The sequence below is a fragment of the Micromonospora sp. NPDC047467 genome (assembly GCF_040643095.1).
Classification (GTDB): domain Bacteria; phylum Actinomycetota; class Actinomycetes; order Mycobacteriales; family Micromonosporaceae; genus Micromonospora.
This window is the reverse complement of sequence record NZ_JBEYTO010000002.1, coordinates 523,875-547,255: the sequence shown is the minus strand read 5'-3', so window position 1 is coordinate 547,255 and position 23,381 is coordinate 523,875. Positions and strand designations below refer to the sequence as shown.

24 protein-coding genes and 1 riboswitch are annotated in these 23,381 nt (G+C 72.4%); of the genes, 14 read left to right on the top strand and 10 right to left on the bottom strand.

The genetic code is table 11. The features are described from left to right. Positions 1 to 5 precede the first annotated feature (5 nt). The 3 genes from kdpA to ABZ780_RS06760 all read right to left on the bottom strand — a co-directional run bounded on the left by kdpA (position 6) and on the right by ABZ780_RS06760 (position 3,132). Complete coding sequence (gene kdpA, locus ABZ780_RS06770; RefSeq protein WP_357484800.1) at positions 6 to 1,661, bottom strand: potassium-transporting ATPase subunit KdpA; 1,656 nt, start codon at positions 1,659 to 1,661, stop codon at positions 6 to 8. Continuing rightward, on the bottom strand, positions 1,661 to 1,750 hold the full coding sequence (kdpF, locus tag ABZ780_RS06765) for a K(+)-transporting ATPase subunit F (RefSeq protein ID WP_036390805.1): 90 nt from the start codon (positions 1,748 to 1,750) through the stop codon (positions 1,661 to 1,663). The genes kdpA and kdpF overlap by 1 nt, the downstream gene beginning before the upstream one ends. Before the next feature lie 341 nt (positions 1,751 to 2,091). Then, positions 2,092 to 3,132, bottom strand: a complete 1,041-nt coding sequence (locus ABZ780_RS06760) for an SAM-dependent methyltransferase (protein ID WP_357484797.1) — start codon at positions 3,130 to 3,132, stop codon at positions 2,092 to 2,094. Between the two features lie 72 nt (positions 3,133 to 3,204). Here ABZ780_RS06760 and ABZ780_RS06755 point away from each other — a divergent pair, with 72 nt between their 5' ends. Continuing rightward, on the top strand, positions 3,205 to 4,023 hold the full coding sequence (locus ABZ780_RS06755; protein ID WP_357484794.1) for a zf-HC2 domain-containing protein: 819 nt from the start codon (positions 3,205 to 3,207) through the stop codon (positions 4,021 to 4,023). Between the two features lie 9 nt (positions 4,024 to 4,032). Here the strand turns inward: ABZ780_RS06755 and ABZ780_RS06750 are convergent, their stop codons facing one another. Then, entirely contained in the window at positions 4,033 to 4,671 is a 639-nt protein-coding gene (locus ABZ780_RS06750) for a TetR/AcrR family transcriptional regulator (protein ID WP_357004394.1), read from the bottom strand. Positions 4,672 to 4,851: 180 nt separating this feature from the next. On the opposite strand from ABZ780_RS06750, the gene ABZ780_RS06745 reads away from it, so the two are divergent. The 10 genes from ABZ780_RS06745 to ABZ780_RS06700 all read left to right on the top strand — a co-directional run bounded on the left by ABZ780_RS06745 (position 4,852) and on the right by ABZ780_RS06700 (position 13,245). Further along, positions 4,852 to 6,012 carry an acyl-CoA dehydrogenase family protein gene (locus tag ABZ780_RS06745; protein ID WP_357004391.1) on the top strand — a complete coding sequence of 387 codons (1,161 nt, stop codon included), beginning with the start codon at positions 4,852 to 4,854 and terminating at the stop codon, positions 6,010 to 6,012. After that, positions 6,002 to 7,147 (top strand): CaiB/BaiF CoA-transferase family protein, encoded by a 1,146-nt coding sequence (locus ABZ780_RS06740; protein ID WP_357484791.1) that lies wholly within the window; start codon positions 6,002 to 6,004, stop codon positions 7,145 to 7,147. The genes ABZ780_RS06745 and ABZ780_RS06740 overlap by 11 nt, the downstream gene beginning before the upstream one ends. A 109-nt stretch (positions 7,148 to 7,256) precedes the next feature. Beyond that, positions 7,257 to 7,706, top strand: a complete 450-nt coding sequence (locus ABZ780_RS06735; RefSeq protein WP_357484789.1) for a YbaB/EbfC family nucleoid-associated protein — start codon at positions 7,257 to 7,259, stop codon at positions 7,704 to 7,706. Between the two features lie 4 nt (positions 7,707 to 7,710). Then, positions 7,711 to 8,052: a hypothetical protein gene (locus ABZ780_RS06730; protein ID WP_357484786.1), complete on the top strand. Its 342-nt coding sequence runs from the start codon at positions 7,711 to 7,713 to the stop codon at positions 8,050 to 8,052. Positions 8,053 to 8,309: 257 nt separating this feature from the next. Continuing rightward, positions 8,310 to 8,585: a hypothetical protein gene (locus ABZ780_RS06725; RefSeq protein ID WP_357004381.1), complete on the top strand. Its 276-nt coding sequence runs from the start codon at positions 8,310 to 8,312 to the stop codon at positions 8,583 to 8,585. Positions 8,586 to 8,867: 282 nt separating this feature from the next. Continuing rightward, positions 8,868 to 10,112, top strand: a complete 1,245-nt coding sequence (locus ABZ780_RS06720; RefSeq protein ID WP_357484784.1) for a DUF2786 domain-containing protein — start codon at positions 8,868 to 8,870, stop codon at positions 10,110 to 10,112. A 148-nt stretch (positions 10,113 to 10,260) separates the two neighbouring features. Continuing rightward, the gene (locus ABZ780_RS06715; RefSeq protein WP_357485325.1) at positions 10,261 to 10,617 is read left to right on the top strand and encodes a YciI family protein; all 357 of its coding nucleotides are present in this window, start codon (positions 10,261 to 10,263) and stop codon (positions 10,615 to 10,617) included. Beyond that, complete coding sequence (locus tag ABZ780_RS06710; RefSeq protein ID WP_357484782.1) at positions 10,614 to 11,858, top strand: DUF6596 domain-containing protein; 1,245 nt, start codon at positions 10,614 to 10,616, stop codon at positions 11,856 to 11,858. The genes ABZ780_RS06715 and ABZ780_RS06710 overlap by 4 nt, the downstream gene beginning before the upstream one ends. A gap of 35 nt (positions 11,859 to 11,893) precedes the next feature. Beyond that, positions 11,894 to 12,520 (top strand): dihydrofolate reductase family protein, encoded by a 627-nt coding sequence (locus tag ABZ780_RS06705; RefSeq protein ID WP_357484780.1) that lies wholly within the window; start codon positions 11,894 to 11,896, stop codon positions 12,518 to 12,520. Positions 12,521 to 12,603: 83 nt separating this feature from the next. Beyond that, positions 12,604 to 13,245: a class I SAM-dependent methyltransferase gene (locus tag ABZ780_RS06700; RefSeq protein ID WP_357484778.1), complete on the top strand. Its 642-nt coding sequence runs from the start codon at positions 12,604 to 12,606 to the stop codon at positions 13,243 to 13,245. Positions 13,246 to 13,304: 59 nt separating this feature from the next. Here the strand turns inward: ABZ780_RS06700 and ABZ780_RS06695 are convergent, their stop codons facing one another. From ABZ780_RS06695 to ABZ780_RS06680, 4 genes are all read right to left on the bottom strand, one after another. Continuing rightward, positions 13,305 to 13,478: a CsbD family protein gene (locus ABZ780_RS06695; protein WP_357004367.1), complete on the bottom strand. Its 174-nt coding sequence runs from the start codon at positions 13,476 to 13,478 to the stop codon at positions 13,305 to 13,307. A gap of 75 nt (positions 13,479 to 13,553) precedes the next feature. Further along, the gene (locus tag ABZ780_RS06690; RefSeq protein WP_357484775.1) at positions 13,554 to 15,803 is read right to left on the bottom strand and encodes a heavy metal translocating P-type ATPase; all 2,250 of its coding nucleotides are present in this window, start codon (positions 15,801 to 15,803) and stop codon (positions 13,554 to 13,556) included. 12 nt (positions 15,804 to 15,815) lie between these two features. After that, entirely contained in the window at positions 15,816 to 16,781 is a 966-nt protein-coding gene (locus ABZ780_RS06685; protein ID WP_357485324.1) for a hypothetical protein, read from the bottom strand. A 14-nt stretch (positions 16,782 to 16,795) separates the two neighbouring features. Then, entirely contained in the window at positions 16,796 to 17,005 is a 210-nt protein-coding gene (locus ABZ780_RS06680; RefSeq protein WP_357004361.1) for a copper ion binding protein, read from the bottom strand. A gap of 151 nt (positions 17,006 to 17,156) precedes the next feature. Here ABZ780_RS06680 and ABZ780_RS06675 point away from each other — a divergent pair, with 151 nt between their 5' ends. Next, positions 17,157 to 17,453 (top strand): metal-sensitive transcriptional regulator, encoded by a 297-nt coding sequence (locus tag ABZ780_RS06675; protein WP_252416044.1) that lies wholly within the window; start codon positions 17,157 to 17,159, stop codon positions 17,451 to 17,453. A gap of 6 nt (positions 17,454 to 17,459) precedes the next feature. Here the strand turns inward: ABZ780_RS06675 and ABZ780_RS06670 are convergent, their stop codons facing one another. Further along, positions 17,460 to 19,418 (bottom strand): heavy metal translocating P-type ATPase, encoded by a 1,959-nt coding sequence (locus ABZ780_RS06670; protein ID WP_357485323.1) that lies wholly within the window; start codon positions 19,416 to 19,418, stop codon positions 17,460 to 17,462. A 436-nt stretch (positions 19,419 to 19,854) separates the two neighbouring features. Here ABZ780_RS06670 and ABZ780_RS06665 point away from each other — a divergent pair, with 436 nt between their 5' ends. Next, a complete protein-coding gene (locus ABZ780_RS06665; protein WP_357484772.1) occupies positions 19,855 to 21,222 on the top strand; it encodes a YibE/F family protein in 1,368 nt (455 codons plus the stop codon). Between the two features lie 166 nt (positions 21,223 to 21,388). Continuing rightward, a riboswitch (cyclic di-AMP (ydaO/yuaA leader) is annotated at positions 21,389 to 21,519 on the top strand. A gap of 4 nt (positions 21,520 to 21,523) precedes the next feature. Then, positions 21,524 to 22,543, top strand: a complete 1,020-nt coding sequence (locus ABZ780_RS06660; protein ID WP_357004355.1) for a hypothetical protein — start codon at positions 21,524 to 21,526, stop codon at positions 22,541 to 22,543. Positions 22,544 to 22,616: 73 nt separating this feature from the next. Here the strand turns inward: ABZ780_RS06660 and ABZ780_RS06655 are convergent, their stop codons facing one another. Then, on the bottom strand, positions 22,617 to 23,330 hold the full coding sequence (locus ABZ780_RS06655) for a carbonic anhydrase (RefSeq protein ID WP_357485321.1): 714 nt from the start codon (positions 23,328 to 23,330) through the stop codon (positions 22,617 to 22,619). Positions 23,331 to 23,381 lie beyond the last annotated feature (51 nt).

Genomic DNA, 23,381 nt, shown 5'->3' with positions numbered 1-23,381 from the left:
GATGGTCAGAGCCCTTCCGCCAGCGGGCCGAGCGCGAGCGCGGGCAGGAAGGTCAGCGCGACGAGGACCACGGTGACGCCGACGACCATTCCGATGAACAGCGGACGGTGGGTCGGCAGGGTGCCCTCGGACGCGGGGGTGGGTGCCTGGCGGGCCAGCGAGCCGGCCAGCGCGAGCACGAAGATGATCGGGAGGAAGCGGCCCAGCAGCATGCACAACCCGAGCGCGGTGTCCCACCAGGTGGTGTTCACCGTGATGCCGCCGAAGGCGGAGCCGTTGTTGTTGCTGGCCGAGGTGAACGCGTAGAGCACCTCGGAAAGGCCGTGCGGCCCGACGTTGAGCGCGGTGGAGTTGTTGCCGGTGGCGAACGCCGCCGCCGTGCCGACCAGCACCAGGATCGGCGTGATCAGGAAGTACAGCGAGGCGAACTTGATCTCCCGCGAGCCGATCTTCTTGCCCAGGTACTCCGGGGTGCGGCCCACCATCAGGCCGGCCACGAAGACGGTGATCACCGCGAGGATGAGCAGGCCGTACATGCCGGAGCCGGTGCCACCGGGGGCGACCTCGCCGAGCATCATGTTGAACATCGGCATCATGCCGCCGAGCGGAGTGAACGAGTCGTGGAACGAGTTCACCGCACCGGTCGAGGTCAGCGTGGTGGCGGCGGCGAAGGTGGCCGAGTTCGACACGTCGAACCGGACCTCCTTGCCCTCCAGCGCGGCGCCGACCGCCTGCGGCACCGTGCCGTGGCCGGCCAACTCGAAGACGTTGGTGATGACCACGCTGGCGAACGCCAGGATGCCCATCACCGCGGCGATCGCGTAGCCCTGCCGGTTCTGCCCGACCATCCGGCCGAAGACCCGGGGCAGGCTGAACGGGATCAGCAGGATCAGGAAGATCTGCAACCAGTTCGTCCAGGTGGTGGGGTTCTCGAACGGGTGGGCGCTGTTGGCGTTGTAGAAGCCGCCGCCGTTGGTGCCCAGCAGCTTGATCACTTCCTGGCTGGCGACCGGACCACCGGTGATGGTCTGGGTGCCGCCGGTCAGGGTGGTCACGTCGGTGCCGGCCGAGAGGTTCTGCACCGCGCCGCCGATCATGAACGCGATGGCGCCGAGCACCGCGACCGGCAGCAGGATCCGCAGCGTGATCCGGGTCAGGTCGACCCAGAAGTTGCCGAGCTGCCCGGTGCGGCTGCGGGCGAAACCGCGCACCAGCGCGACCGCCACCGCGATGCCGACCGCCGCCGAGACGAAGTTCTGCACCGCCAGGCCGGCCATCTGCACCAGGTGGCCCATCGTCGACTCACCCGAGTACGACTGCCAGTTGGTGTTGGCCACGAACGACACGGCCGTGTTCCACGCGCCGTGCGGCACCACCGGGTCGAAGCCCAGCGACAGCCACAGGTGGTTCTGCACCCGCTGGAGCAGGTACAGGAACAGCAGCGAGATGGCCGAGAACGCCAGCACGCTGCGGGCGTACACGCCCCAGGTCTGCTCGGCGGCCGGGTTGACCCCGACCAGTCGGTAGATCCCCCGCTCAACCCGGGACTGCCGGGTGCCGGAGACCACCCGGAACATGTAGTCACCGAACGGCTTGTAGACGGCGACCAGGGCCGCCACCAGCGTCAGCACGAAGATGACGCCCGCTGTTGTCATGGTCATCAGAAGCGCTCCGGAAACAACAGGGCGAACACCAGGAACGCGCCCAGGACGATCGCGAGCACCAGGCCGACGGCATTGACCGCGTTCACAGCTTCTCCACCGCCCGGACCACCAGGGCGAGCGCTGCGAACAGCGCCACCGTCAGGACCACGAACACCACGTCAGACACGCTGACTCCTCAGACCGGAAAGGTTCGTCGCGACCGCCTCCCGGTCGCGCCGGGCAATCAAAGCCCCGCCACACGCCGAACGGCAGGGGTCATGACGCGACCATGACGGAGGCGAACCGTTTCTTGACGCGGTTTTCACGCCAGCCCATCAAATGGGTGGAAAACGACACAAAGCACCCACGGAGCCGGGCGCGGGAGATTCGGTGCGAAGCGGGCGGTCAGCCCGGGCGTGCGGGGGGGCGGGGTGTTGCGGCGGGCCGGTCAGGCCGGGCGGCGGGCCACCAGCACGTCACGCATGATCGACTGGTCCACCCGGTGCCGCAGCGCGCGGTAGGGCTCCGCGTCGACCACGCTCAGGCCGGCGTCGGCAAGCGCCGCCGCCGCGTCGTCCCGGCTCGCGACGTGGGTGTTCCAGGAGATGCCGAGCGCCCCGCCGGGGCGCAGCAGCCGCGCCCAGACCGGCGCGGCGTCCGCGAGCAGCGCCAGCGGATCGCGCGAGAGACCCTGATCGGCGGTACGACTGCCGTGCTGTACGCCGTACGGCGCGTCCGCCACGATCAGGTCGACGGTCTCCGGGCGGAAGAACTCCGCCGACCGGGCGGTGTCGGCGTTGACCACGTCCAGCAGTTGCGTCCGGCCCGCCTTGTGCTCCTCGCGGGTCGGTGCCAGCTCGATCCGCACCCGTCGGCCGACGACCCTGCGCTCCCGCCGCACCGGCCCCGATTCCAGCACCCGGTGCTTGACCCGCTTCTGCTTCAGCCAGGTGGTGATGAACGCCCGGTACGCCTCGACGTCCTTCTGGTCGCGCTCCACCCCGGCGGCGTCGAAGCCGTACATCAGGGCCTGGTTGAGGGTGGTGCCGCGACCGCACAGCGGGTCTAGCACCCGGAACCGCCGGCTGGTCAGCTCGCCGGCCCAGTCCGAGGCGAGCAGGGTGACGTTGAGCAGCAGCTTGGTGAACTGCTCGTTGGTCTTGCCCGGGTACTTCTGGATGGTGAGCAGGTCGTCGTCGTAGCGGTCCAGCCGGCTCCACTCGATCGGGCGCAACAGCTCGCCGACGATCTCGAACAGCGCGTACCCGGCGGAGAGATTGCCCAGCGCGGCCAGATCCCGGTCGGTCAACCCGTCACCGGTGAAGGTGACGTAGTTCGCCCCGCCGACGATCGTGGTGTCCAGTTCACCGATCTTGCCGTCGAGCGCCGACCGGCCGAAGATCTCCAGCTCGGCCCGGGTGAGGTCGATGGCGGAACGGGCGTACACCCGGTTGGTGGCGGGCAGGATCAGCAGGCCGTAGCGCGTCATGGTCCGGCGAGTATTCCACAACCGGCCCTGGTCGCCGGGAACCGGAGCGGCGGCCGGACCGACTATCCGTACATGGGGTGTGAGCAGTGGCGGGAGGTTCTGTCCGCGCAGTTGGACGGCGAGGAGACCGCCGCCGAACGGACGGCGGCGCAGGGGCACCTCGACGGGTGCGCCGAGTGCCAGGTCTGGTTCACGGCGGTGGCCGCGGTGACGCGCCGGGTGCGTACCCGGTTGGTCACCGACGTGCCCGACCGGACCGAGGCGATCCTGGCCGCCGCCGTGGCGCCGGCCCGCCAGCCGTGGTGGCGGCGCATGGTGGGACGCGGCCGACTGGTCGCCGGGCTGCGCGCGGCGCTCGGGCTGCTCGGCGCGGTGCAGTTGGTGCTCGGCCTGGCCCAGGTGGGCCGGGGCGCGGCCGCCGACCACCTGCACCCCACCGGCCAGCACCTGTGGCACGAGTCGGCCGCCTGGAACGTGGCGGTGGGTGCCGGCTTCCTCTTCGTGGCGGTACGCCGCAGCCCGCCGGCCGGCCTGCTGCCGATGCTCAGCGCGTTCGTCGGCACCCTGCTGCTGCTCTCGGTCAACGACCTGGCCACCGGCTCGGTGGGTGGGGAGCGGCTGGTCAGCCACGGCTTCCTGGTGGTCGGCTACCTGATCACCGTGCTGCTGTCCCGGCCCGGCCTGCGCCCCGGTGGGCCCGCGCCGCAGCGGCAACCGGCGCCGTCACGCTGGCGGTTCCGCGCCGACGAGGTGGATCAGCCGCTGCGGGTGGTCCGCTCCGAGCCGCACCCGGGGCAGGCCGCCAACCGATTCGCCGCACCGGCGGCGCGCACCGGTCGGGCCGCCCCGGCGGCGCGCACCGGTCGCGGCGGCGACCGGCGCGCGGCCTGAGCGGGGCCCTCAGCCCGGCGGTCGAGCCGGCCCGTCGATGACCTGCGGGATGACCTGTTCGACGATGGTCAGCAGCGTGGTGGTGAGCAGCAGGTGCACCTGCTCGCGGGTGAGCGCGCCGCGCTGGAGCCACTCCCGGGCGGTCGACGTGGCCAGACCGCAGTACGCCCGGACCATCCCGCGCAGCTCCTCGTGGTGCTCCGCCTCGCCGGCCAGCCCGACGGCGACGAGCATCCGGTCCGCGGCGACCTCCTCGGCCTCGGCGAGCACCCGCTCCACGTCGGCGTCGCCGCCCATCCCCCGGGCGGTGACGGCGGCCAGCCAGGAGGTGCTGTGCCGGGACACCACGTCGAGGAACCAGGTGACGCTGGCGTCGACCCGGGTCCGCAGGTCACCCTTGGGCAGCCGCTCCAGGGCCACCTCGGGGATGGTCACCATGACCCGGACGACCTCCAGGTAGAGGTCCTTCTTCGCACCGAAGTAGTGGTTGACCAGGCCCCGGGCGACGCCTGCCTCGCGGGCGACGTCGGTGGTCGACACGTCCGCGTACGGGCGCTCGCCGAACAGCCGGACCGCGCAGGCCAGGATCTGCCCGCGCCGGGCGTCCGGCTCCAGACGGCGGCGGCGCGGAGCCGTCTCGACACTCATCTGCCCGACCTTATCGGCAGCTCACGGCGTCGACACGCGACGCGAACCATCGCCGTACCTTGATCGACTCGCCGTCCCTGAAATCGGGGTGTCCCCATGCCGCTGATAGCCCGATATCAGGGAAGCCGAGTGGATCAAGAGTTGTTGACATGCTGCCAACAGCGCGCGAGGGTGATGGACATGCCGACGCCCGACGGTCCCCCCTCGCCCTGGCGGCAGCCGGAGCACGACGACCTGGCCGACCTGGCCCGCACCTTCTTCACCAAGGAGGTGCTGCCGCACACCGAGCGCCTGCTGGCCCAGGGCCACCCGGACCGCGAGCACTACCGGCGCGCCGGGGCGCTGGGGCTGCTCGGCCTGTCCGTCCCGGAGGAGTACGGCGGCGGGGGCGGCGGCTTCACGCACGAGGCGGTGCTGCTGCACGAGCAGGCGTACACCGGGGAGAGCACCCTCGGGCTGGCCGTCCACAGTGGCATCGTCACCGGTTACCTGGTGGCGTACGGCAGCGAGGAGCAGAAGCGCCGCTGGCTGCCCGGCCTGTGCAGCGGTGAGCTGGTCGGCGCGATCGCCATGACCGAGCCGGACGGCGGCTCCGACCTCCAGGCAATGCGTACCCGGGCGGTGCGCGACGGCGACGACTACCTGGTCACCGGCGCGAAGACGTTCATCACCAACGGCGGCCTGGCCGACCTGATCATCATGGCCGTGAAGACCGACCCCGACCAGCGGGCCTCCGGCATCTCGCTGCTGGTCTGCGAGGTCGGCGGCGACCCGGAGGGCTTCCGCCGGGGACGGCTGCTGTCCAAGATCGGGCTGCACGGCAACGACACCGCCGAGTTGTTCTTCGACGACTTCCGGGTGCCGGCGGCCAACCTGCTCGGCGGTGCCGAAGGGCTGGGCTTCATCCAGATGATGCAGCAGCTTCCGCAGGAGCGGCTGGTCATCGGCGTCGGCGCGGTCGCCGCCATGGAGCGCGCGGTCGAGCTGACCGTCGCGTACGCCAAGGAACGCACCGCCTTCGGCAAGCCGCTGATGGGGCACCAGAACACCCGGATGGTGCTCGCCGAGTGCGCCACCCGCGCCCGGGTCAGCCGGGTTTTCCTGGACGACTGCATCGTCCGGCACAACCGTGGTGACCTGGACGTGGCGACCGCCGCCATGGCGAAGTCGTGGCTCACCGACGGCCAGTGCGAGGTCATCGACCGGTGCCTGCAGATCTTCGGCGGCTACGGCTACACCACGGAGTACCCGATCGCCCGGATGTACGCCGACGCCCGCGTCCAGAAGATCTACGGCGGCACCAACGAGATCATGAAGGAGCTGATCGCCCGTGTCCTCTGAGGCGCATGGCGGGCCGGGCGCTTCGGGGCGCGGGCCGCTCGCCGGGGTGCGGGTTGTCGAGCTGGCGAGTCTCGCTCCCGCGCCGTTCGGTTGCATGGTGCTGGCCGACCTGGGCGCGGACGTCGTGCGGGTGGACCGGCCGGGTGGCCCCGGCGCGGGGCGGCTGGCGGCGTTGACCGGCGGCCCGTTGCAGCGCGGCCGGCGGGTCACCGCACTGGACCTGAAGTCTCCGGCCGGCGTGGCGGACCTGCTGCGCCTGGTGGACTGCGCGGACGTGCTCGTCGAGGGGTACCGGCCGGGCGTGGCCGAGCGGCTGGGTTTCGGGCCGGAGGTCTGCCAGGCCCGCAACCCCCGACTGGTGTACGCGCGGATGACCGGCTGGGGCCAGGACGGCCCACTGGCGTCCCGGGCCGGTCACGACATCGACTACATCGCGGTGGCCGGGGCGCTGGAGCCGCTGGGTCGGGCCGGCGAGCGCCCCCACGCGCCGATGAACCTGCTCGGTGACTTCGGCGGCGGCGGCATGCTGCTCGCGGTGGGCGTGCTCGCCGCGCTGCTGGAACGGGAACGCTCCGGTGTCGGCCAGGTGGTCGACGCGGCGATGGTCGACGGGTCGGCGCTGCTCACCTCGTTCCTGCACGGGATGCTCAACGCCGGCACGTGGTCCGCCCCGCGCGGACGCAACATCTTCGACGGCGGCGCGCCGTTCTACGACACGTACGCCACCGCCGACGGCGGGTTCATGGCCGTCGGCGCGGTGGAGCCGGCCTTCTACGCCGTGCTGCTGACGGCCCTCGGCCTCGCCGACGAGCCGGACCTGCCCGCCCAGTACGACCCGAGCGGCTGGGACGAGCTGCGCGGGCGGTTCACCGAGCGGTTCGCCGAGCGGACCCGGGACGAGTGGACGGCGGTCTTCGCCGACCTGGACGCCTGCGTCGCTCCGGTGCTCGCACCCGGTGAGGCGTACCGGCATCCGCACAACGCGGCCCGGGGCACATTCGTGGAGGTGGGCGGCGAAGTCCAGCCGGCCCCGGCGCCGCGCTTCGGTCGGACGCCGCTCGGTCGGCCCGCTCCGGCACCGGACCCGGAGCGCGACACCCTGCCCGTCGACACGATCCTCGCCGACTGGCGGTGACTCCCGCAGCTCGGTCATCCACAGGGGACATTCGCAGCCTCGCGAGCGCGATGACCACGTTGGTACTGTCGCTCCCCGGGGAAGGACTGCGAGTCGCAGGGGGACGAGCATGGCGAGTGGGATCGATCCGTCCGGCCTGAGCCGGTCGCTCGAAGAGGCGATGCGTCTGCTGAGCCAGGCCACGGCCGCCACGTCGGCGCAGCCGGACGCCGACGACGACCGGGCCACACCGACCGCCGAGCAGATGGTCGGTCGGGGCGTCGGCGGCAACGGTCTCGTCCAGGCCGAGGTCTCCGCGTTCGGTGGCCTGCGGAGCCTCGTAATCGACCCCGGCCTGTCCCGCGCCGGCACCAGCGCGATCGCCGAGTACGTCCTGGAGGCGGTCCAGGCGGCCCAGGCCGACGAGCGCGCCCGCCGAGCCGAGCTGACGGCGGCGGCGAGCGCCGACGGCGCGGCCCTGTCCCAGCAGCTCGAACGGGTCTCGGAGGACGCGTTCCGCGGGTTCCAGCAGATGATCGGCGACCTCGACGCGGTGACCCGCCGGACGGATCGACGCTGAACCGATGGCGGACGGGATTGAGGTCGACCTCGAGGCTCTCCGCAGCGCGGCGGATGCGCTCGCCGCCACCGGCCAGCAACTGGGCGCGGAGGCCAGCGGGCTTGAGTCCACGGTGAACGGTGCGGGTAATCCGTGGGGCGCCGACGAAGCGGGGTCCCTCTTCGGCGCCGTGTACGTCGAGGTGCTGACGCACGCGCTGGACGTGTTCCGGTCGATGGGCGACCAGTTGCTGGAGGCCGCCGCCAACCTCGACCAGGGTGCCGACGCGCACGAGGCGACCGAGACCGCCAACGCCGAACTGTTCACCAGGATGGAGCTGCCCCGTGGGTATGCAGCTACCTCCTGAGCTCGCCGAGGCTCTGGGCTGGGTCGGTTTCACCTGGCCGACTGGCCGACGAGGAGCTGCTGTTCGAGGCGTCGCAGCTGTGGTTCGCGTTCGCCGGTCGGCTGCGTACGGCGACGGGTGAGGCGGAGGCGGGTGCCGCGACGGTTGTGGCGACCAACCCGGGCGCCGATGTCCGCGCGTTCGAGCAGGCCTGGCACGGTGAGGAGGGCGCCCCGCGTCCCGATCCTGGCCAGATCTTCTAGGGGAGCAGATCGAGCATGGGTACGGACAGTTGGAAGGGCCACGTCAACGGGATCCTCTACGGGATCCAGTTCGACCGGACGCTCGACGATTCGGTGGTGTCCCGGGTCGCCGACGGGGTGGTCGGCGGGCTCTACCCGGGCGACCGGGCCGAGACGGTGGAAGCGCTCGACCAGGCGCTGCGCTACTCGGGCCCCCTCAACGACCAGGCCGAGACGCACCACAGCGAGGAGAGCATCCGCGCCTTCCTGACCCGGCTCTCCACCGCCCTGTCGGCCCGCGCTTCGAGTTGATCGGGAAGTTCGCGCGCCAGGGACGCGCGCCTCTTGATCGGCCGGCGGGGAACGTCGGTCGTGCCAAGGTCAACACGAGGTCGGCGACATCGCGGTATCCGGCTCGTGGGATACCGCAACTTCGGGGAACTGGTGTTGATCACGTCCCGCGAGTCCGGGCGGGCGGGCGGGCGGGCGGCAACATCCCCCGTTTCGTGCCTTCGGCACCGCTCGCGGCATGATCATGGAGCTGGGGCGGGCCGGAAAGCCCCGTCGGCAGCGGACCCAGAAAAGGAGGTGCCCGTGCCGGACGCGGACGAACTCGTCGCCAACGCGCTCGCGGCGGTGCGCGGCACCGACGTACGACAGGCCGAACGGCAGCTGGACCAACTGATGGTCGGCACCGGCGCGGCGGACGGCACCACGGCGGTGGATGCCGCCCTGCTGCGTCGCCTGCTCCGTGGCCTGGGGCGACTCTGGCCGCGTGGCTGGCAGCCGGTCGACCTGGACCGGATCACCACCCGGCGGCTCGACGCCCGGGCGGCCCGGCTGCTCCGTGACGCGATGGCCGCGCAGCGGCGCGAGCAGGCCGAGCCGGTCCCGGCCTGGTGGGACGAGCAACTGAGCGAGCTGACCGCCGGGGCCGACGACCGGGGCGTGCTGGCCGGCTGGTCAGCGCGGGAAGGGCTGGACCGGGCCGACGCGCTCCGCACGGCCGTGGACACCCTGGCGCTGGTGGAGAGCCTGCCGCCGATCGCGGTGCTGCGCCCGCCACCCGGGTCGGCCGGCGCGGCGACCGCCCGGCCGGCGGGTACGGCCCGGAGCGGGTCACCGATGCTGGACCGGGTACGGGCGCTGCTGGCCAAGGCCGAGTCGACGACCTTCCCGGCGGAGGCGGAGGCGCTGACCGGCAAGGCGCAGGAGTTGATCGCCCGGCACAGCATCGACGAGGCGCTGCTGGCCGCCGGTGCGGAGCGCGGCGACCTGCCCGGTGGGGTACGCCTGGGCACCGACACCCCGTACGCGGGAGCGAAGGCTCTGCTGGTGCAGGAGGTGGCGGCGGCGAACCGGTGCGAGGCGGTCTGGTCCGATGATCTCGGGTTCACCACCGTGCTGGGCTGGCCGGCAGACCTGGTGGCGGTGGAGTTGCTCTACACCTCGCTGCTGGTCCAGGCCACCGCCGCGATGCTGCGCGGGCGCGCCGAGCGCCGGCCGGGGTCGGGGCGACGCACGAAGGTGTGGGACGAGTCGTTCCTCAACGCGTTCGCGCTGCGGATCGGTGAGCGGCTGCGTACGGCCACCGAGGCGGCCGATCAGGCGGCGGCCGAGGCGACCGGGCCGGAGCGGTTGCTGCCGGTGCTGGCCGCGCGGAGCGAGGCGGTCCAGGAACGGCTGGACACCCTTTTCCCCGGCGTAACCCGGCACCGGCTCAGCGTCCGCGACGCCGAGGGCTGGTCGTCCGGCACCTCGGCCGCCGACCGCGCGTCACTGGACGTCGGCGGTGCCCGCAAACCCCGCCAGGTGCCCGGCCGACCCGACCCGCGCTGACCTCACCCGGCGTGGGACCGCCACCGGCGGGACTTTCTGCGATTTTCTTCGGTACGCGGTAGGGAACGGAGCGACGGCTCCGACCCTCCGGTGAGCCGCACCCCGATCGGGGTGCGACCAGGACGCGAGGAGCATCGCCGTGAAGTACATGCTGCTGATCTGGAACCGCCCCGGCTTCACCGAGGAGCTTTCCGAGCAGGACCGCACCGCCCTGTTCGGCGAGGTCGACGAGATCATGAAGGAGCTGGCCGAGACCGGCGAGTGGGTCGCCGGCCAGGCGCTGGCGGACCCGTCGCAGACGTTGACGGTCCGGGCCGTCGACGGCGCCACCGAGATCATCGACGGGCCGTTCATGGAGAGCAAGGAACAGTTCGCGGGCTACCTGATGGTCGACTGCGACAGCCCGCAGCGGGCCGCCGAGATCGCCGCCCGCTGGCCGGACGTCCGCTTCGGCGGCGCCATGGAGGTCCGCCCGATCATGGACGAGGCCGGGACGGAGATGTGACCGACGACCGGACGGTCGAGGATCTGCTGCGCACGCTCGCGCCGCAGGTCCTCGGCCTGCTGGTCCGTCGGCACGGCCAGTTCGACAGGTGCGAGGACGCGGTCCAGGAGGCCCTGCTCGCCGCCGCGACGCAGTGGCCCGAGCAGGGCGTACCGGACAATCCCCGCGCTTGGCTGCGCACCGTCGCCACCCGCCGGCTCACCGACGAGTGGCGCAGCGAGAGCGCCCGCCGGGACCGGGAGTTGGCGGTGGCGCTGCGCGAGCCGACATACGCGCCACCGGCCGACGCGGAGCCGGCGGTGACGGACGCCGACGACACGCTCACCCTGCTCTTCCTCTGCTGCCACCCGGCGCTGACCGGATCGGCGCAGGTGGCGCTCACCCTGCGAGCGGTCGGCGGTCTCAGCACCGCCCAGATCGCCCGGGCGCACCTCGTGCCGGAGGCGACAATGAGCCAACGGATCCGCCGCGCAAAGCAGCGGATCGAGGCGGCCGGCGCCCGGTTCACCATGCCCGCGCCGGGTGAGCGGGCCGAGCGGTTGCGCACGGTGCTCCGCGTGCTCTACCTGATCTTCAACGAGGGGTACACCGCGTCCAGTGGCCCGGACCTGCACCGGGCGGAGCTGACCGGAGAGGCGATCCGGCTGGCCCGCATCCTGCGCGGGCTGCTGCCCGACGACGGTGAGGCGGCCGGGCTGCTGGCGTTGATGCTGCTCACCGACGCACACCGGGCGGCTCGCGTCGGCCCGGACGGGGAGCTGGTGCCGCTGGCCGAGCAGGACCGCACCCGGTGGGACGCCGCCGCCATCGAGGAGGGGATCGCACTGATCACCGAGGCGTTGACCTGGTCGCCGCCCGGTCCGTACCAGATCCAGGCGGCCATCGCCGCGGTGCACGCGGAGGCGCCGACGGCCGCGGAGACGGACTGGCGGCAGATCGTCGCGCTGTACCGGCTGCTCGCCCGGATCGCGCCGAACCCGATGGTCACCCTCAACCAGGCGGTGGCGGTGGCCATGGTGGACGGGCCTCGGGCCGGGCTCGCCCTGCTCACCGCACTGGACGCCGACGAGCGCACCGCCGGGCACCACCGGCTCGCCGCCGTTCGAGGCCATCTGCTGGAGCTGGCCGGGGAGGGCGGGGAGGCGCGGGACGCGTACCTGGCGGCGGCGCGCGGCACCACGAGCCTGCCCGAACAGCGCTATCTGGAGTTGCGGGCCGCCCGACTGGCCGCGCAGCGATGAGTTCCGGCGTTGGCCGGAGTCGAAGGGACATGGGCATGGTGAGCAGTCAGCTGTCGATCTCGCTGGACGGGTACGTGGCGGGGCCGGAGCAGAGTCGTCAGGATCCGCTGGGCCGGGGCGGCCTGCGGTTGCACGAGTGGGTCTTCGGCCTGGACGCCTGGCGGGCGCAGCACGGGCTGACCGGCGGCGACCGGGGTGTCGACGCGGACGTCGTCGAGGAGATGACCCGCGACATCGGCGCGTACGTCATGGGTCGGAAGATGTTCGGCGGTGGGGACGGCGACTGGGACGAGAGCTGGCAGGGCTGGTGGGGCGACGACCCGCCGTTCCGTACCCCGGTGTTCGTGCTCAGCCACCACCTCCGGGCGCCGCTGGTGATGCAGGGCGGCACCGAGTTCCGGTTCGTCACCGACGGCATCGAGTCGGCGCTGCGGCAGGCACAAGCGGCGGCGGGCGACAGGCAGGTGTCCATCGCAGGCGGGGCGAGCACGGTGCGGCAATACCTGGCCGCCGGGCTGATCGACACCCTGCAACTGCACCTGGTGCCGATCGTGCTCGGGGCCGGCGAGCGACTCTTCGACGGCATCGCGCCGCGCCTGGAGCAGGTGGCGGTGGTGGCCGGGCCGACTGTCACGCACGTGAGCTACCGCGTCCTGCGGTGATCGGTTTGCCATTTTGGCAAGATACTTTGCGAGTCGCTCCGCCTCCGGCCACAGTCGTAGGCGACACGCGAAGGAGCAGCCCGATGGCCGAGCAGCACGAATTCGACAAGGACTACTGGGAGCGGCACTGGCACCAGGCGCACAGCGACGGCCCCGGGGCGATGGGCAGCAGCCCCGCACACCCCTATCTCGCTAAGGAGACGAGCGGCCTGGTGCCGGGTGCCGCACTGGACGCCGGGTGCGGCGCCGGCGCCGAGGCGATCTGGCTCGCCTCCCACGGGTGGCAGGTCACCGCGGTCGACATCGCCTCCGACGCCCTCGCCCGTGCCGCCGAGCGCGCGGCGGGCAGCGGGGTGTCCGACCGCGTGCGGTGGGTCGAGGCGGACCTGACGGTCTGGGAGCCGGGTGCGCGGTTCGATCTGGTCACGACGCACTACGCGCACCCCGCGATGCCGCAGCTGGCCTTCTACGACCGCATCGCCGCCTGGGTGGCGCCCGGCGGCACCCTCCTGATCGTCGGGCACCTGCACGCACCGGGCGCGCACGGGCACGGGCAGCACCCTCCCGCCGAGGCATCGGCCACCCTCGCGGACATCACGGCGGGCCTGGCCAGCACCAGGTGGGAGATCACCACCGCCGAGGAGCACCGCCGCGCGGTGACCGGCCCCGGAGGCCACGAGGCCGCGCTGCACGACGTCGTCGTACGCGCCACACGACGCCCCTGAACACACAGCACGCCGGGCCGGTGAGTGATCATCGGCCCGGCGTGCGGTTACGTCGTACGTCAGCTCTTGAAGGCGTCCTTGATCTTCTCGCCGGCCTGCTTGAGCTTGGCCGTGGACTGATCCGCACGGCCCTCGGCCTCAAGCTGCTCGTTGTCGGTGGCCCGACCGGCGCCTTCCTTCAGCTTGCCGGCCGCGTTCTCGCTGCTGTTGCTGATCTTGTCGTCGATACCCATTTGCGGACCTCCATTGCGAGCGTCGCTACGCCACCAGAAGTACCCCGGGCATCTCCGGTCCAACCATTACGACCGTCACAGATCGCCGGCGGCCGAACGGAACCGGCGCAGGCGCAGGCTGTTGGCCACCACGAACACCGAGGACAACGCCATCGTGGCACCGGCGATCATCGGGTTGAGCAGCCCGGCGGCGGCCAGCGGCAGGGCCGCCACGTTGTAGCCGAACGCCCAGAACAGGTTGCCCCGGATGATGCCGAGCGTGCGCCGGGACAGCCGGATGGCGTCCACCGCCGCATCCAGGTCGCCCCGGACCAGCGTGAGGTCGGACGCCTCGATCGCCACGTCGGTGCCGGTGCCCATGGCCAGCCCGAGATCGGCCTGGGCCAGGGCCGGGGCGTCGTTCACCCCGTCACCGACCATCGCCACCGAGCGCCCCTCGGCCTGGAGCCGCTTGACCACGTCGACCTTGCCGGCCGGCAGCACCTCGGCGATCACCTCGTCGATGCCCACCTCGGCGGCGACCGCGCGGGCCACGGTGGTGTTGTCCCCGGTCAGCAGGACCGGGGTGAGCCCCAGGGTCCGCAATCGCGCCACGGCCGCCCGGCTGGTCGGCCGGACCACGTCGGCGACCGCGAGCACGCCCCGGGCACGCCCGTCCCAGCCGGCGACGATCGCGGTACGGCCGGCGGCCTCCGCGTCGCGCACGGCCCACTCGACCTCCGGCGGTACGTCGAGCCCGCGCTCACGCAGCAGCCGGGGTCGGCCGATCAGCATGACCCGGTCGTCGACGGTGCCGGTCACGCCCAGCCCTTCCAGGTTGGCGAAGTCGGTCACCGGAGGCAGCGCGCCGGCCTCGGCGGCACCGGCGGCGATCGCGCGGGCGATCGGGTGCTCGGAGGCGGCCTCCACCGCCCCGGCGAGCCGGAGCAGCTCCGCCCGGTCCTCGCCGCTGGCCGGAACCACGTCCACCAGCGTCATCCGGCCGGTCGTCACGGTGCCGGTCTTGTCCAGCACGACGGTGTCCACCCGGCGGGTCGACTCCAGCCCCTCCGGTCCCTTGATCAGCACGCCGAGCTGGGCGCCCCGGCCGGTGCCCACCAGCAGCGCGGTCGGGGTGGCCAGGCCGAGCGCGCAGGGACAGGCGATGATCAGCACGGCCACGGCGGCGGTGAACGCGGCGGTCGAGCCGGCCCCGGTGCCGAGCCACCAGCCGAGCGTGCCGACGGCCAGGGTGATGACGATCGGCACGAAGACGCCGGAGATCCGGTCGGCGAGCCGCTGCACGGCCGCCTTGCCGCTCTGCGCCTGCTCGACCAGGTCGGCCATCCGGGCGAGCTGGGTGTCCCCGCCGACCCGGGTGGCGGTGACGACCAGCCGTCCGCCCGCGTTGATCGTCGCGCCGACCACGCCGTCACCAGGGCCGACCTCGACCGGCACCGACTCACCGGTGAGCATGCTGGCGTCGACGGCGGAGGTGCCCTCGTCGACCACCCCGTCGGTGGCGATCTTCTCGCCGGGGCGGACCACGAACCGGTCACCGACGGCGAGCCGGTCCACCGGGATCCGGGTCTCCACGCCGTCCCGCAGCACCGCCACGTCCCGGGCGCCGAGTTCGAGCAGGGCCCGCAGGGCGGCACCGGCGGTCCGCTTGGATCGGGCCTCGAAGTAGCGGCCGGCCAGGATGAACACGGTCACCCCGGCGGCCGCTTCCAGGTAGATGTTGCCGGCACCGTCACTGCGGGTGATGTCGAAGCGGAACGGGTGCGTCATCCCGGGCATGCCGGCGTCGCCGAGGAAGAGCGCCCAGAGCGACCAGCCGAACGCGGCCAGGGTGCCGAGTGAGACCAGGGTGTCCATGGTCGCCGCGCCGTGCCGCAGGTTGGTCCACGCGGCCCGGTGGAACGGCAGCCCACCCCAGACCACCACCGGGGCGGCCAGGGTCAATGACAGCCACTGCCAGTAGTCGAACTGCCAGGGCGGCACCATGGCCAGCACGATCACCGGCACGCTGAGCGCCGCCGAGACCCAGAGGCGGGTACGCGGCCCGCGCAGCGGGTCCACCGGCTCCTCGGTGGTGGCCGGCGGCGACGGCAGAGCCGCCGTGTAGCCCGTCTTCTGCACGGTCTCGATCAGGTCGTCCGGCGTGACGTCGTCGACGTACCGGACGGTCGCCTTCTCGGTGGCGTAGTTGACGGTGGCGCTGACCCCGTCCATCCGGTTGAGCTTCTTCTCGATCCGGGCGGCACAGGCGGCGCAGGTCATCCCGCCGATGGCCAACTCGATCCGGTTCGGCGCCTCGGGCAGCGGTCTGCTGGTGGTGGTCATCGTCTGGTCCCGTCAGTTGTGCCCGTGGCCGGGGGTGCCGTGGTCGGCGCCGTCGGTCGGTGCGGGTCCGCTCGGGTCGCCGCCGTTGGGCGGGGCGTCGGCCGGTGGGGTGCCGGCCACGACGGTGAACTCGGCGGTGTGCACACTCCCGCCGTGCCGGAAGTCGAGGTAGAGCCGGTAGCTGCCGGCCGACGGCACCTCGGCCAGGAAGGTGACGGCGGGGCCGGGTTTGGTCCGCCCGTCGCCGGGTGTCCCGTCCGGGTGCACGTGCAGGTACGCCAGATCACCCCGGCGCAGTGCCACCAGATGCCCGTACGCGCCCAGGTAGGGCTCCAGGTCGGTGACCGGCTGCCCGTTTCGGCTGATGGTCAGGGTGAGCGGTGAGGTGCGGCCGGGCTGCGGCTCACCGGTCAGCGTGACCGTGTAGCCGTCGACGGTGGTGCTGGTGGCCGGGGCGGGCAGGGGCCGTTCGGTCAGCGCGCCGGGGACTGTCACGTCCACCCCGAGGGTCAGCGGCTCACCGCCGGTCGGGGTGAAGTCGGCGAACGCCCGCCACTGCCCGGGGCCGGCCAGCGGGTTGTCGACCCGCCAGGTGCCGTCCGGTGCGAGGTCGGGGTGGACGTGGCGGAAGCCGGACAGGTCGCGCCGGGCCACGATCAGGTGCATCCGCTTGTCGTGCGCCACGTCGTACCGGGTCACCGGGCGGCCGTCCGGCCCGGCGATCCGGAACGCGAACTCGCCGGCCGGCGCGGCGACCGGTTCGAGGGTGTAGCCACGGTCGGAGACGAGCAGGCCACCGGGGAGCAGACCGGCCGCCTCGTCGTGCGCGGTGGGGCCCGAGGTGTGGGCGGCGCCGCCGTCGTGCCGGCTCTCGGCGCTCGGAGCGGCCGGGTCGGCGACCCGGCCGATCCCGTACGCCGCGCCGAAGACCGCCGCGAGACCGAGGGCGAAACCGCCCAGCCTGGTCACCGTGTTCATCCCGGGCCGCCCGATCACGCCTCGACGAGGTCGTAGCCGGCCTCGTCGACGGCGGCCCGGACCGACTCCACGGCCACCGGCTGCTCGCTGCTGACGGTGACCTGGCCGGTGCCGAGGTCGACCTGAACGTCGTGCACGCCCGCGATGGCGCCCACCTCGGCGCTGACCGCGCTGACGCAGTGCCCGCAGGTCATGCCCTTCACCTGGTACGTCGTGCTGACCATCGAATGTCTCCCTCTGTCATCTCCGAGCCTATACCCCCCGGGGGTAAGTCGGAGACGGATCCGTGCCCTTGTCATGTACCGGTACCCGGTGGGGGTATCCCGGCGAGAGCGACAGTACCATACCCCCCAGGGGTACGCTATCCTGGTCGCCATGACCGCACCGACCCCGATCCGCGGATACACCGCCAGCAAGGACCAGCTACTCACGCGACTTCGGCGCGTCGAGGGGCAGGTCCGGGGCATCGAGAAGATGGTCGACGAGGACCGCTACTGCATCGACGTGCTCACCCAGATCTCCGCGATCCAGGCCGCACTCGACAAGGTGGCCCTGGGCCTGCTCGACGGGCACGCCCGGCACTGCATGCACGAGGGGGCGGCCGAGGGCCGGGCCGACGAGATGGCCACCGAGATGATGGCGGCGGTCGGCCGGCTCATGAAGCGCGGCTGACGACCCTCAGTCCGGTGCCGGGTCGAGACGGACCCGGCGCAGCAACTGCGCGTTGAGCGCCACGACGATGGTGGACGCGGACATCAACAGCGCGGCCACCGCCGGGCTCAACGCCACACCCGCCCAGGCCAGCACTCCCGCCGCCAGCGGCAGCGCCACCACGTTGTAGCCCGCCGCCCAGGCCAGGTTCTGCCGCATCTTCCGGTACGACGCCCGGGACAGCCGGACCACGGCACCCACCCCGCGCGGGTCCGACGACGCCAACACCACCCCGGCGGACTCGATCGCGACATCGGTGCCCGCCCCGATCGCGATGCCCACGTCCGCTCGGGCCAACGCGGGCGCGTCGTTCACTCCGTCGCCGACCATCGCCACGGTCAGCCCTCGCCCCTGGAGCTCGGCCACCCGGCTGTCCTTCTCCGCTGGCAGCACCTCGGCGAAGACCTCGTCGACTCCGGGCCGGAAGCCGAGTTGGGCCGCGACCGCCTCGGCCACCGGACGGGCGTCACCCGTGATCATGGCGATCGTCCGTACGCCCTCGGCACGCAGCTCGCCGATGGCCCGCTGAGCCTCCGGACGCACCTCGTCGGTCAACGCGAACGCGCCGAGCACGGTCCCCGGCAGCCGCACCAGATGCAGCACCGCCGCGCCCCGCGCCGACCACCGCCCGGTCGCCTCCTCCAACTCCGCCGGGAGCGACAGGCCCAGCTCCCGCAGCAGCGCCGGCCCGCCCACCGCGTACTCCGTACCGTCGACGGTGGCCTGCACACCGCGGCCCGGCAGCGATCGGAACTTGGCAGCCGAGGCCGGGCCGGCACGCCCGGCCGCCGTCACGATCGCCCGGGCCAGCGGATGCTCGCTGTCCGACTCGACGCCCGCCGCGATCCGCAGCACCTCGCCCCGCTCGGTGCCCGCCGCCACCACCACGTCGGTGACCACGTGCTCGCCTCGGGTGAGGGTGCCGGTCTTGTCGAAGAGCACCGCGCCGACGGTCCGCATCCGCTCCAACGCCAACCGGTCCTTGATCAGGATTCCGGACCGCGCGGCCAGCGCGGTCGAGAGCGCGACGACCAGAGGGATGGCCAGACCGAGCGCGTGCGGGCACGCGATCACCAGAACCGTGACCGCGCGGACCACCGCCTCGTCGGGCTGACCGAGCGCGGTCCAGACCAGCACGGTCAGCACAGCGGTGCCGGTGGCCACGTAGAACAGCGCGGCGGCGAACCGGTCGGCCAACAGTTGCGCCCGGCCACCGGAGGCCTGCGCCTGCGCGACCATCCGCTGGATGCCGGCGAGGGCGGTCTGCTCACCGAGCGCCTCGACACGGACCCGGACAGCCGAGTCGGTGGCCACCGTACCGGCCACCACCCGATCGCCCGTCGACCGCGCTACCGGCCGGGACTCACCGGTGATCATCGATTCGTCCAGTTCGGCGTCACCCTCGACGATCCGGCCGTCCGCCGGCACCCGACCCCCCGGGCGGACCAGCACCACGTCGTCGATCCGCAGGTCGGTCACCGGCACCGCCTCGACCCGCCCGTCCGCAGCCACCCGCTCGGCCTCGTCCGGCAGCAGCGCGGCCAGCGCCGCGAGCGCGCCCCGCGCCTGCCCGATGGCCTTCATCTCCTGCCAGTGCCCCAGCAGCATGATGGTGACCAGCGCGGCCAACTCCCACCAGAAGTCCAGGTCGAAGGCGCCCACGCTGGTGGCCAGCGATGCGGTGTAGGCCACGGTGATCGCCATCGCGATCAGCAGCATCATGCCCGGTGCCCGGTCCCGTACCTCCCGGACCGCGCCGACCAGGAACGGCCAGCCGCCCCACCAGAACACCACCGAACCGAGCACCGGGCCCACCCAGGATCGGCCCGGTACGTCGCTCAGGCCCAGCTGATCCGAGACGAGATGGCTGGTCAGGACCACCGGGATGGTGAGCACCAGGCAGACCCAGAAGCGGCGACGGAACATCGCCGGATCGTGCCCGACGTGCTTGTCATGCCCCGCGTGCTTGTCGTGCTCCGCGTGCTGCGTGGGCGCGGCGGGGGTGGCGTGCCGCTGGCGGTCGGGGTCGGGCGCTGACGGAGCGGGCATTCCTCCAACATGCCCCGCCGGTGGCCGCCACGCGAGTGGTTCGCCTATCCGACACCCCGTCACGAACTGCAAGCCCGCTGTGGCCTGGTTAGCATTTCCCAGGATGACTCTCCATACGACGCCGCACACCCAGGCTGCGGCGCCACCACGTCGTGGCGCCACTGCCGGTCAACCGTGCCGGGCGATTACCGTCCGTGATCGAACGATCGTCAGTCGGCGGTCCATCGCGCCTCTCGCAGCCGTTTCCCTGTCAACGGTGAACCGACCGGTCCGCTGACACGTACCCCGCACCGGATCGTTGGGAGTTCTCGCATTGGGTTCCGACCACAGCCGTTCCGCTCCGCCCGCCCCGCCGGGGGTGCGACGGATCCTCGTCGCGACGGTGGTGCCGCTCTTCGTGGCCACCGTCCTCGCCGCGGTGGTGCTCTGGCCGCGCGACGGGTCACCGCGCGCCGGTGGCGAAGCGGACGTGCCGCGATACCACGGCACGGTGACCCGGGTGGTGACCGAGCCCTGCCCGCCGGCGGCGAACCCCGAGGGCACATCGGCCGCCGGGGACGGGCCGTGCGGCACGGTGGACGTACGGGTGGAGGACGGGCCGAGCGCTGGGCAGCAGGTCCAGACCCCGGTCCCCGCCGGGCCCGGAGCGCCCCGGGTGGCGGTGGGCGACGAGGTCATCATGGTCGAGTTGACCGATCCGACCGATCCCGCCGCCAGCAGTTGGAACATCGCCGAGCACCAGCGGGGAACGCCGCTGCTGTGGCTGGCGGTGGTCTTCGCCGCCGCGATCGTCGCGTTCGGCCGATGGCGGGGCCTCGCCGCGCTCGCGGGGCTGGCGGCCAGCTTCGCGATCCTGCTCACCTTCGTGCTGCCGGGCATCGCCGCCGGGGGGTCACCGCTGCTGGTGGCGGTGGTCGGCGCCGCGCTGATCATGTTCGTGGTGCTCTACCTGACGCACGGGGTCACCGCGCAGACCTCGGTCGCGGTGCTCGGCACCCTGGGCAGCCTCATCCTCACCGGCGTCCTCGCCACCATCGCCACGGCCGCCACCCACCTCACCGGCTTCGGCAGTGAGGAGGCGACGACGCTGTCGATGTTCCAGGGCGACGTGGACCTGCACGGTCTGCTGCTCGCCGGGATCATCATCGGGTCGCTCGGCGTGCTCGACGACGTGACGGTCACCCAGGCGGCCACCGTCACCGAGTTGGCGAACGCCAACCCGGGGCTGACCCGGTTGCAGCTCTACCGGGCGGCCACCCGGGTCGGCCGCGCCCACATCGCCTCCACGGTCAACACCATCGTCCTGGCGTACGCGGGCGCGTCACTCCCCCTGTTGCTCCTGCTCACCGCCGACTCGCGGCCGATCGCGCAGATCCTCACCAGTGAGTTCCTCGCGCAGGAGATCGTTCGCAGCGCGGTAGCCACACTCGGCCTGATCGCCGCCGTGCCGCTGACCACCGGGCTGGCCGCGGTGGTGACCGCGGCCGGGCGGTCGGATGCCACCCCGTCCGCCGATGCTCCCGCCCCGCGCCCCCGACCGGACCGGGCAGAGGCACTGGCGGCACTCGGCTCACCGCGAACGGGTCGACCCGACGGGCCGGACCAGACGCGGACCCCACCCCCACCCACCGCCACCGATCCGTGGCCGCAGTCGAACAGGAGCACAGATACGGCATGGTGACACTCCTCAGCGTGACCGGATCGGGCAGTCGTCCTGGAGGCCACGTCACTGGTCACTCAACGCCATGGCGAAATGACGCTTTTGGTGGGCATCCAGGCGTAGCTCACCCGGTCGACTCTCGGGTAACCTCGCTGCCGGTTACCGATGTAGGCGCGAAGCGGCGCCTGCGGTGCCACCGCCCAATCGCCAACCGGCGAGCCGGGGACCCAGGCACGTGGGGTGAATCCGCAGCAGCGGTAGGGGCCACTTCCGCCCCGAACCCGTCAGCTAACCCGGTCGGCGGTCGACGGAAGGGAACATTGTGACGGCACCCCTACGCCGCTGGTTGACACCCGTGGTGGCCGTGATCGCCGCACTGACCGTGCTTGCCGGGCCCCTCCCAGCCCACGCCGCCCCGGCGACCCCCACACCGTCCGGGCACGAGGAGGACAGCGAGCCAAAGCTGCTCAACGACGTCATCGAGCAGGCCAACCGCGACTACTCCGCCGCCAAGTCCAAGTTGGACAAATCCAAGAAGCGGCAGTTGGAGCTCGCGATAGAGGTCGACCGGGCCAAAGCCGACCTGGAGGCGCTGGCCCCGCAGGTCGGGCAGATCGCCGCCCAGTCGTACCGGACCGGCCGGATCGGCGCGATCGCGATGCTGCTGGAGAGCGACGCTCCCGACTCCTTCGTCCAGCGCGCCGCGACGCTCGACGAGATGAACATGGTCAACGAGAAGAAGCTCGCCGAGGTCAACACGGTCAAGGCCCGCGCCGAGCAGGCCAAGCTGGCCCTCGACACGGAGGTCCGCGAGCAGCAGAAGCAGACCGCACTGATGGCGAAGCGCAAGAGCGAGGCGGACAAGGCGCTCTCCCTCGTCGGCGGGAAGGGCTTCACCGGCGGCCTGGTGGATGCCACCTCGCGGGTCGCGAAGATCGGCCCGGGTCGCACCGCCGACGGTGACTGGAAGCCGCAGTCGTGCAGCGAGGACGACCCGACCACCTCCGGCTGCGTCACGCCCCGCACGCTGCACGCGTACAAGGAGGTCAAGCTGGCCGGCTTCAACCGCTTCGTCGGCTGTTACCGCCCCGGCGGGCCGTGGGAGCACCCGAAGGGCCGCGCCTGCGACTGGTCGCTGCAGAAGAGCGGCTTCGCCCCGTGGCACAACGAGGACACCCGCAAGTACGGCAACAACGTCGCCGCGTTCCTCATCCGTAACGCCGACCGACTCGGCATCTACTACGTGATCTGGAACCGACAGATCTGGTTCCCGGCGACCGGGTGGAGTTCGTACAGCGGGCCGTCGAACCACACCGACCACGTCCACATGTCGCTGCTCTGACCACGCCTACAGCAGTCGACGAGGGCCGCCCCACATCGCGCGGGGCGGCCCTCGTCGCGGGTCTCGGGCTACGTCAGGCGGCGGCGGGCGCCGCCGGGCCGTCCGGGGCGGCGGGCACGTCGAGCGTCGCGGCACCGGCCGGTACGGGGGTCACCGGACGCACTCCACCTGCGGCGAGGCGGTACGACACCCCCACCACCGCGCACCGCCCCTGCGCCACCGCGTCGGCCAGCACCGGCGACTGCCCGAGCAGCATCTCGACGGTCTGTGCGATGTGGATGTCGACGATGCCGTCGATGTCGTCCACTCCCTCGGCCGTGGCTCGCCGCAGGCTGGGCAGCACCGCGTCGACCACCGTGCGCAGATGCCCTCCGGGTGAGGTGCCGGTGGCGGCCGTCTCACGGGCCGCCTGCACGGCACCGCAGGAGTCGTGGCCGAGCACCACCACCAGAGGGGTGCCGAGCACGGTCACCGCGTACTCGACGCTGCCCAGCACCTCCGGGCCCACGATGTGCCCGGCGGTGCGGACCACGAAGAGGTCACCCAGGCCCCGGTCAAAGATGATCTCGGCGGCCAACCGGGAGTCGGAACAGCCGACGATCACCGCGAACGGGTGCTGGCCGTCGGCCACCGCGGCCCGATGCTCGGCGTCCTGGTTGGGGTGGCGCGGAGCCCCGCTGACGAAGCGTCGGTTGCCGTCGGCCAGCTCGGCGTACGCTCGGGCCGGCTCGCTGAGCGCCGATGCCCGCTCGGTGGCCCGCTGCGGGCCCGGCTGCCCACCGGGCATAGCGGAACGGCTCATCCCCGCACCTCGTCTCCACACATTTGACCTGCTCAA

What these genes read in the sequence shown, in the direction of transcription:
- kdpA (WP_357484800.1), bottom strand. Translation starts at nt 1,661, where the DNA reads ATGACCATGACAACAGCGGGCGTCATCTTCGTGCTGACGCTGGTGGCG.
- ABZ780_RS06760 (WP_357484797.1), bottom strand. Translation starts at nt 3,132, where the DNA reads ATGACGCGCTACGGCCTGCTGATCCTGCCCGCCACCAACCGGGTGTAC.
- ABZ780_RS06755 (WP_357484794.1), top strand. Translation starts at nt 3,205, where the DNA reads ATGGGGTGTGAGCAGTGGCGGGAGGTTCTGTCCGCGCAGTTGGACGGC.
- ABZ780_RS06750 (WP_357004394.1), bottom strand. Translation starts at nt 4,671, where the DNA reads ATGAGTGTCGAGACGGCTCCGCGCCGCCGCCGTCTGGAGCCGGACGCC.
- ABZ780_RS06745 (WP_357004391.1), top strand. Translation starts at nt 4,852, where the DNA reads ATGCCGACGCCCGACGGTCCCCCCTCGCCCTGGCGGCAGCCGGAGCAC.
- ABZ780_RS06735 (WP_357484789.1), top strand. Translation starts at nt 7,257, where the DNA reads ATGGCGAGTGGGATCGATCCGTCCGGCCTGAGCCGGTCGCTCGAAGAG.
- ABZ780_RS06730 (WP_357484786.1), top strand. Translation starts at nt 7,711, where the DNA reads ATGGCGGACGGGATTGAGGTCGACCTCGAGGCTCTCCGCAGCGCGGCG.
- ABZ780_RS06725 (WP_357004381.1), top strand. Translation starts at nt 8,310, where the DNA reads ATGGGTACGGACAGTTGGAAGGGCCACGTCAACGGGATCCTCTACGGG.
- ABZ780_RS06715 (WP_357485325.1), top strand. Translation starts at nt 10,261, where the DNA reads ATGCTGCTGATCTGGAACCGCCCCGGCTTCACCGAGGAGCTTTCCGAG.
- ABZ780_RS06705 (WP_357484780.1), top strand. Translation starts at nt 11,894, where the DNA reads ATGGTGAGCAGTCAGCTGTCGATCTCGCTGGACGGGTACGTGGCGGGG.
- ABZ780_RS06700 (WP_357484778.1), top strand. Translation starts at nt 12,604, where the DNA reads ATGGCCGAGCAGCACGAATTCGACAAGGACTACTGGGAGCGGCACTGG.
- ABZ780_RS06695 (WP_357004367.1), bottom strand. Translation starts at nt 13,478, where the DNA reads ATGGGTATCGACGACAAGATCAGCAACAGCAGCGAGAACGCGGCCGGC.
- ABZ780_RS06690 (WP_357484775.1), bottom strand. Translation starts at nt 15,803, where the DNA reads ATGACCACCACCAGCAGACCGCTGCCCGAGGCGCCGAACCGGATCGAG.
- ABZ780_RS06685 (WP_357485324.1), bottom strand. Translation starts at nt 16,781, where the DNA reads ATGAACACGGTGACCAGGCTGGGCGGTTTCGCCCTCGGTCTCGCGGCG.
- ABZ780_RS06680 (WP_357004361.1), bottom strand. Translation starts at nt 17,005, where the DNA reads ATGGTCAGCACGACGTACCAGGTGAAGGGCATGACCTGCGGGCACTGC.
- ABZ780_RS06675 (WP_252416044.1), top strand. Translation starts at nt 17,157, where the DNA reads ATGACCGCACCGACCCCGATCCGCGGATACACCGCCAGCAAGGACCAG.
- ABZ780_RS06670 (WP_357485323.1), bottom strand. Translation starts at nt 19,418, where the DNA reads ATGTTCCGTCGCCGCTTCTGGGTCTGCCTGGTGCTCACCATCCCGGTG.
- ABZ780_RS06655 (WP_357485321.1), bottom strand. Translation starts at nt 23,330, where the DNA reads ATGCCCGGTGGGCAGCCGGGCCCGCAGCGGGCCACCGAGCGGGCATCG.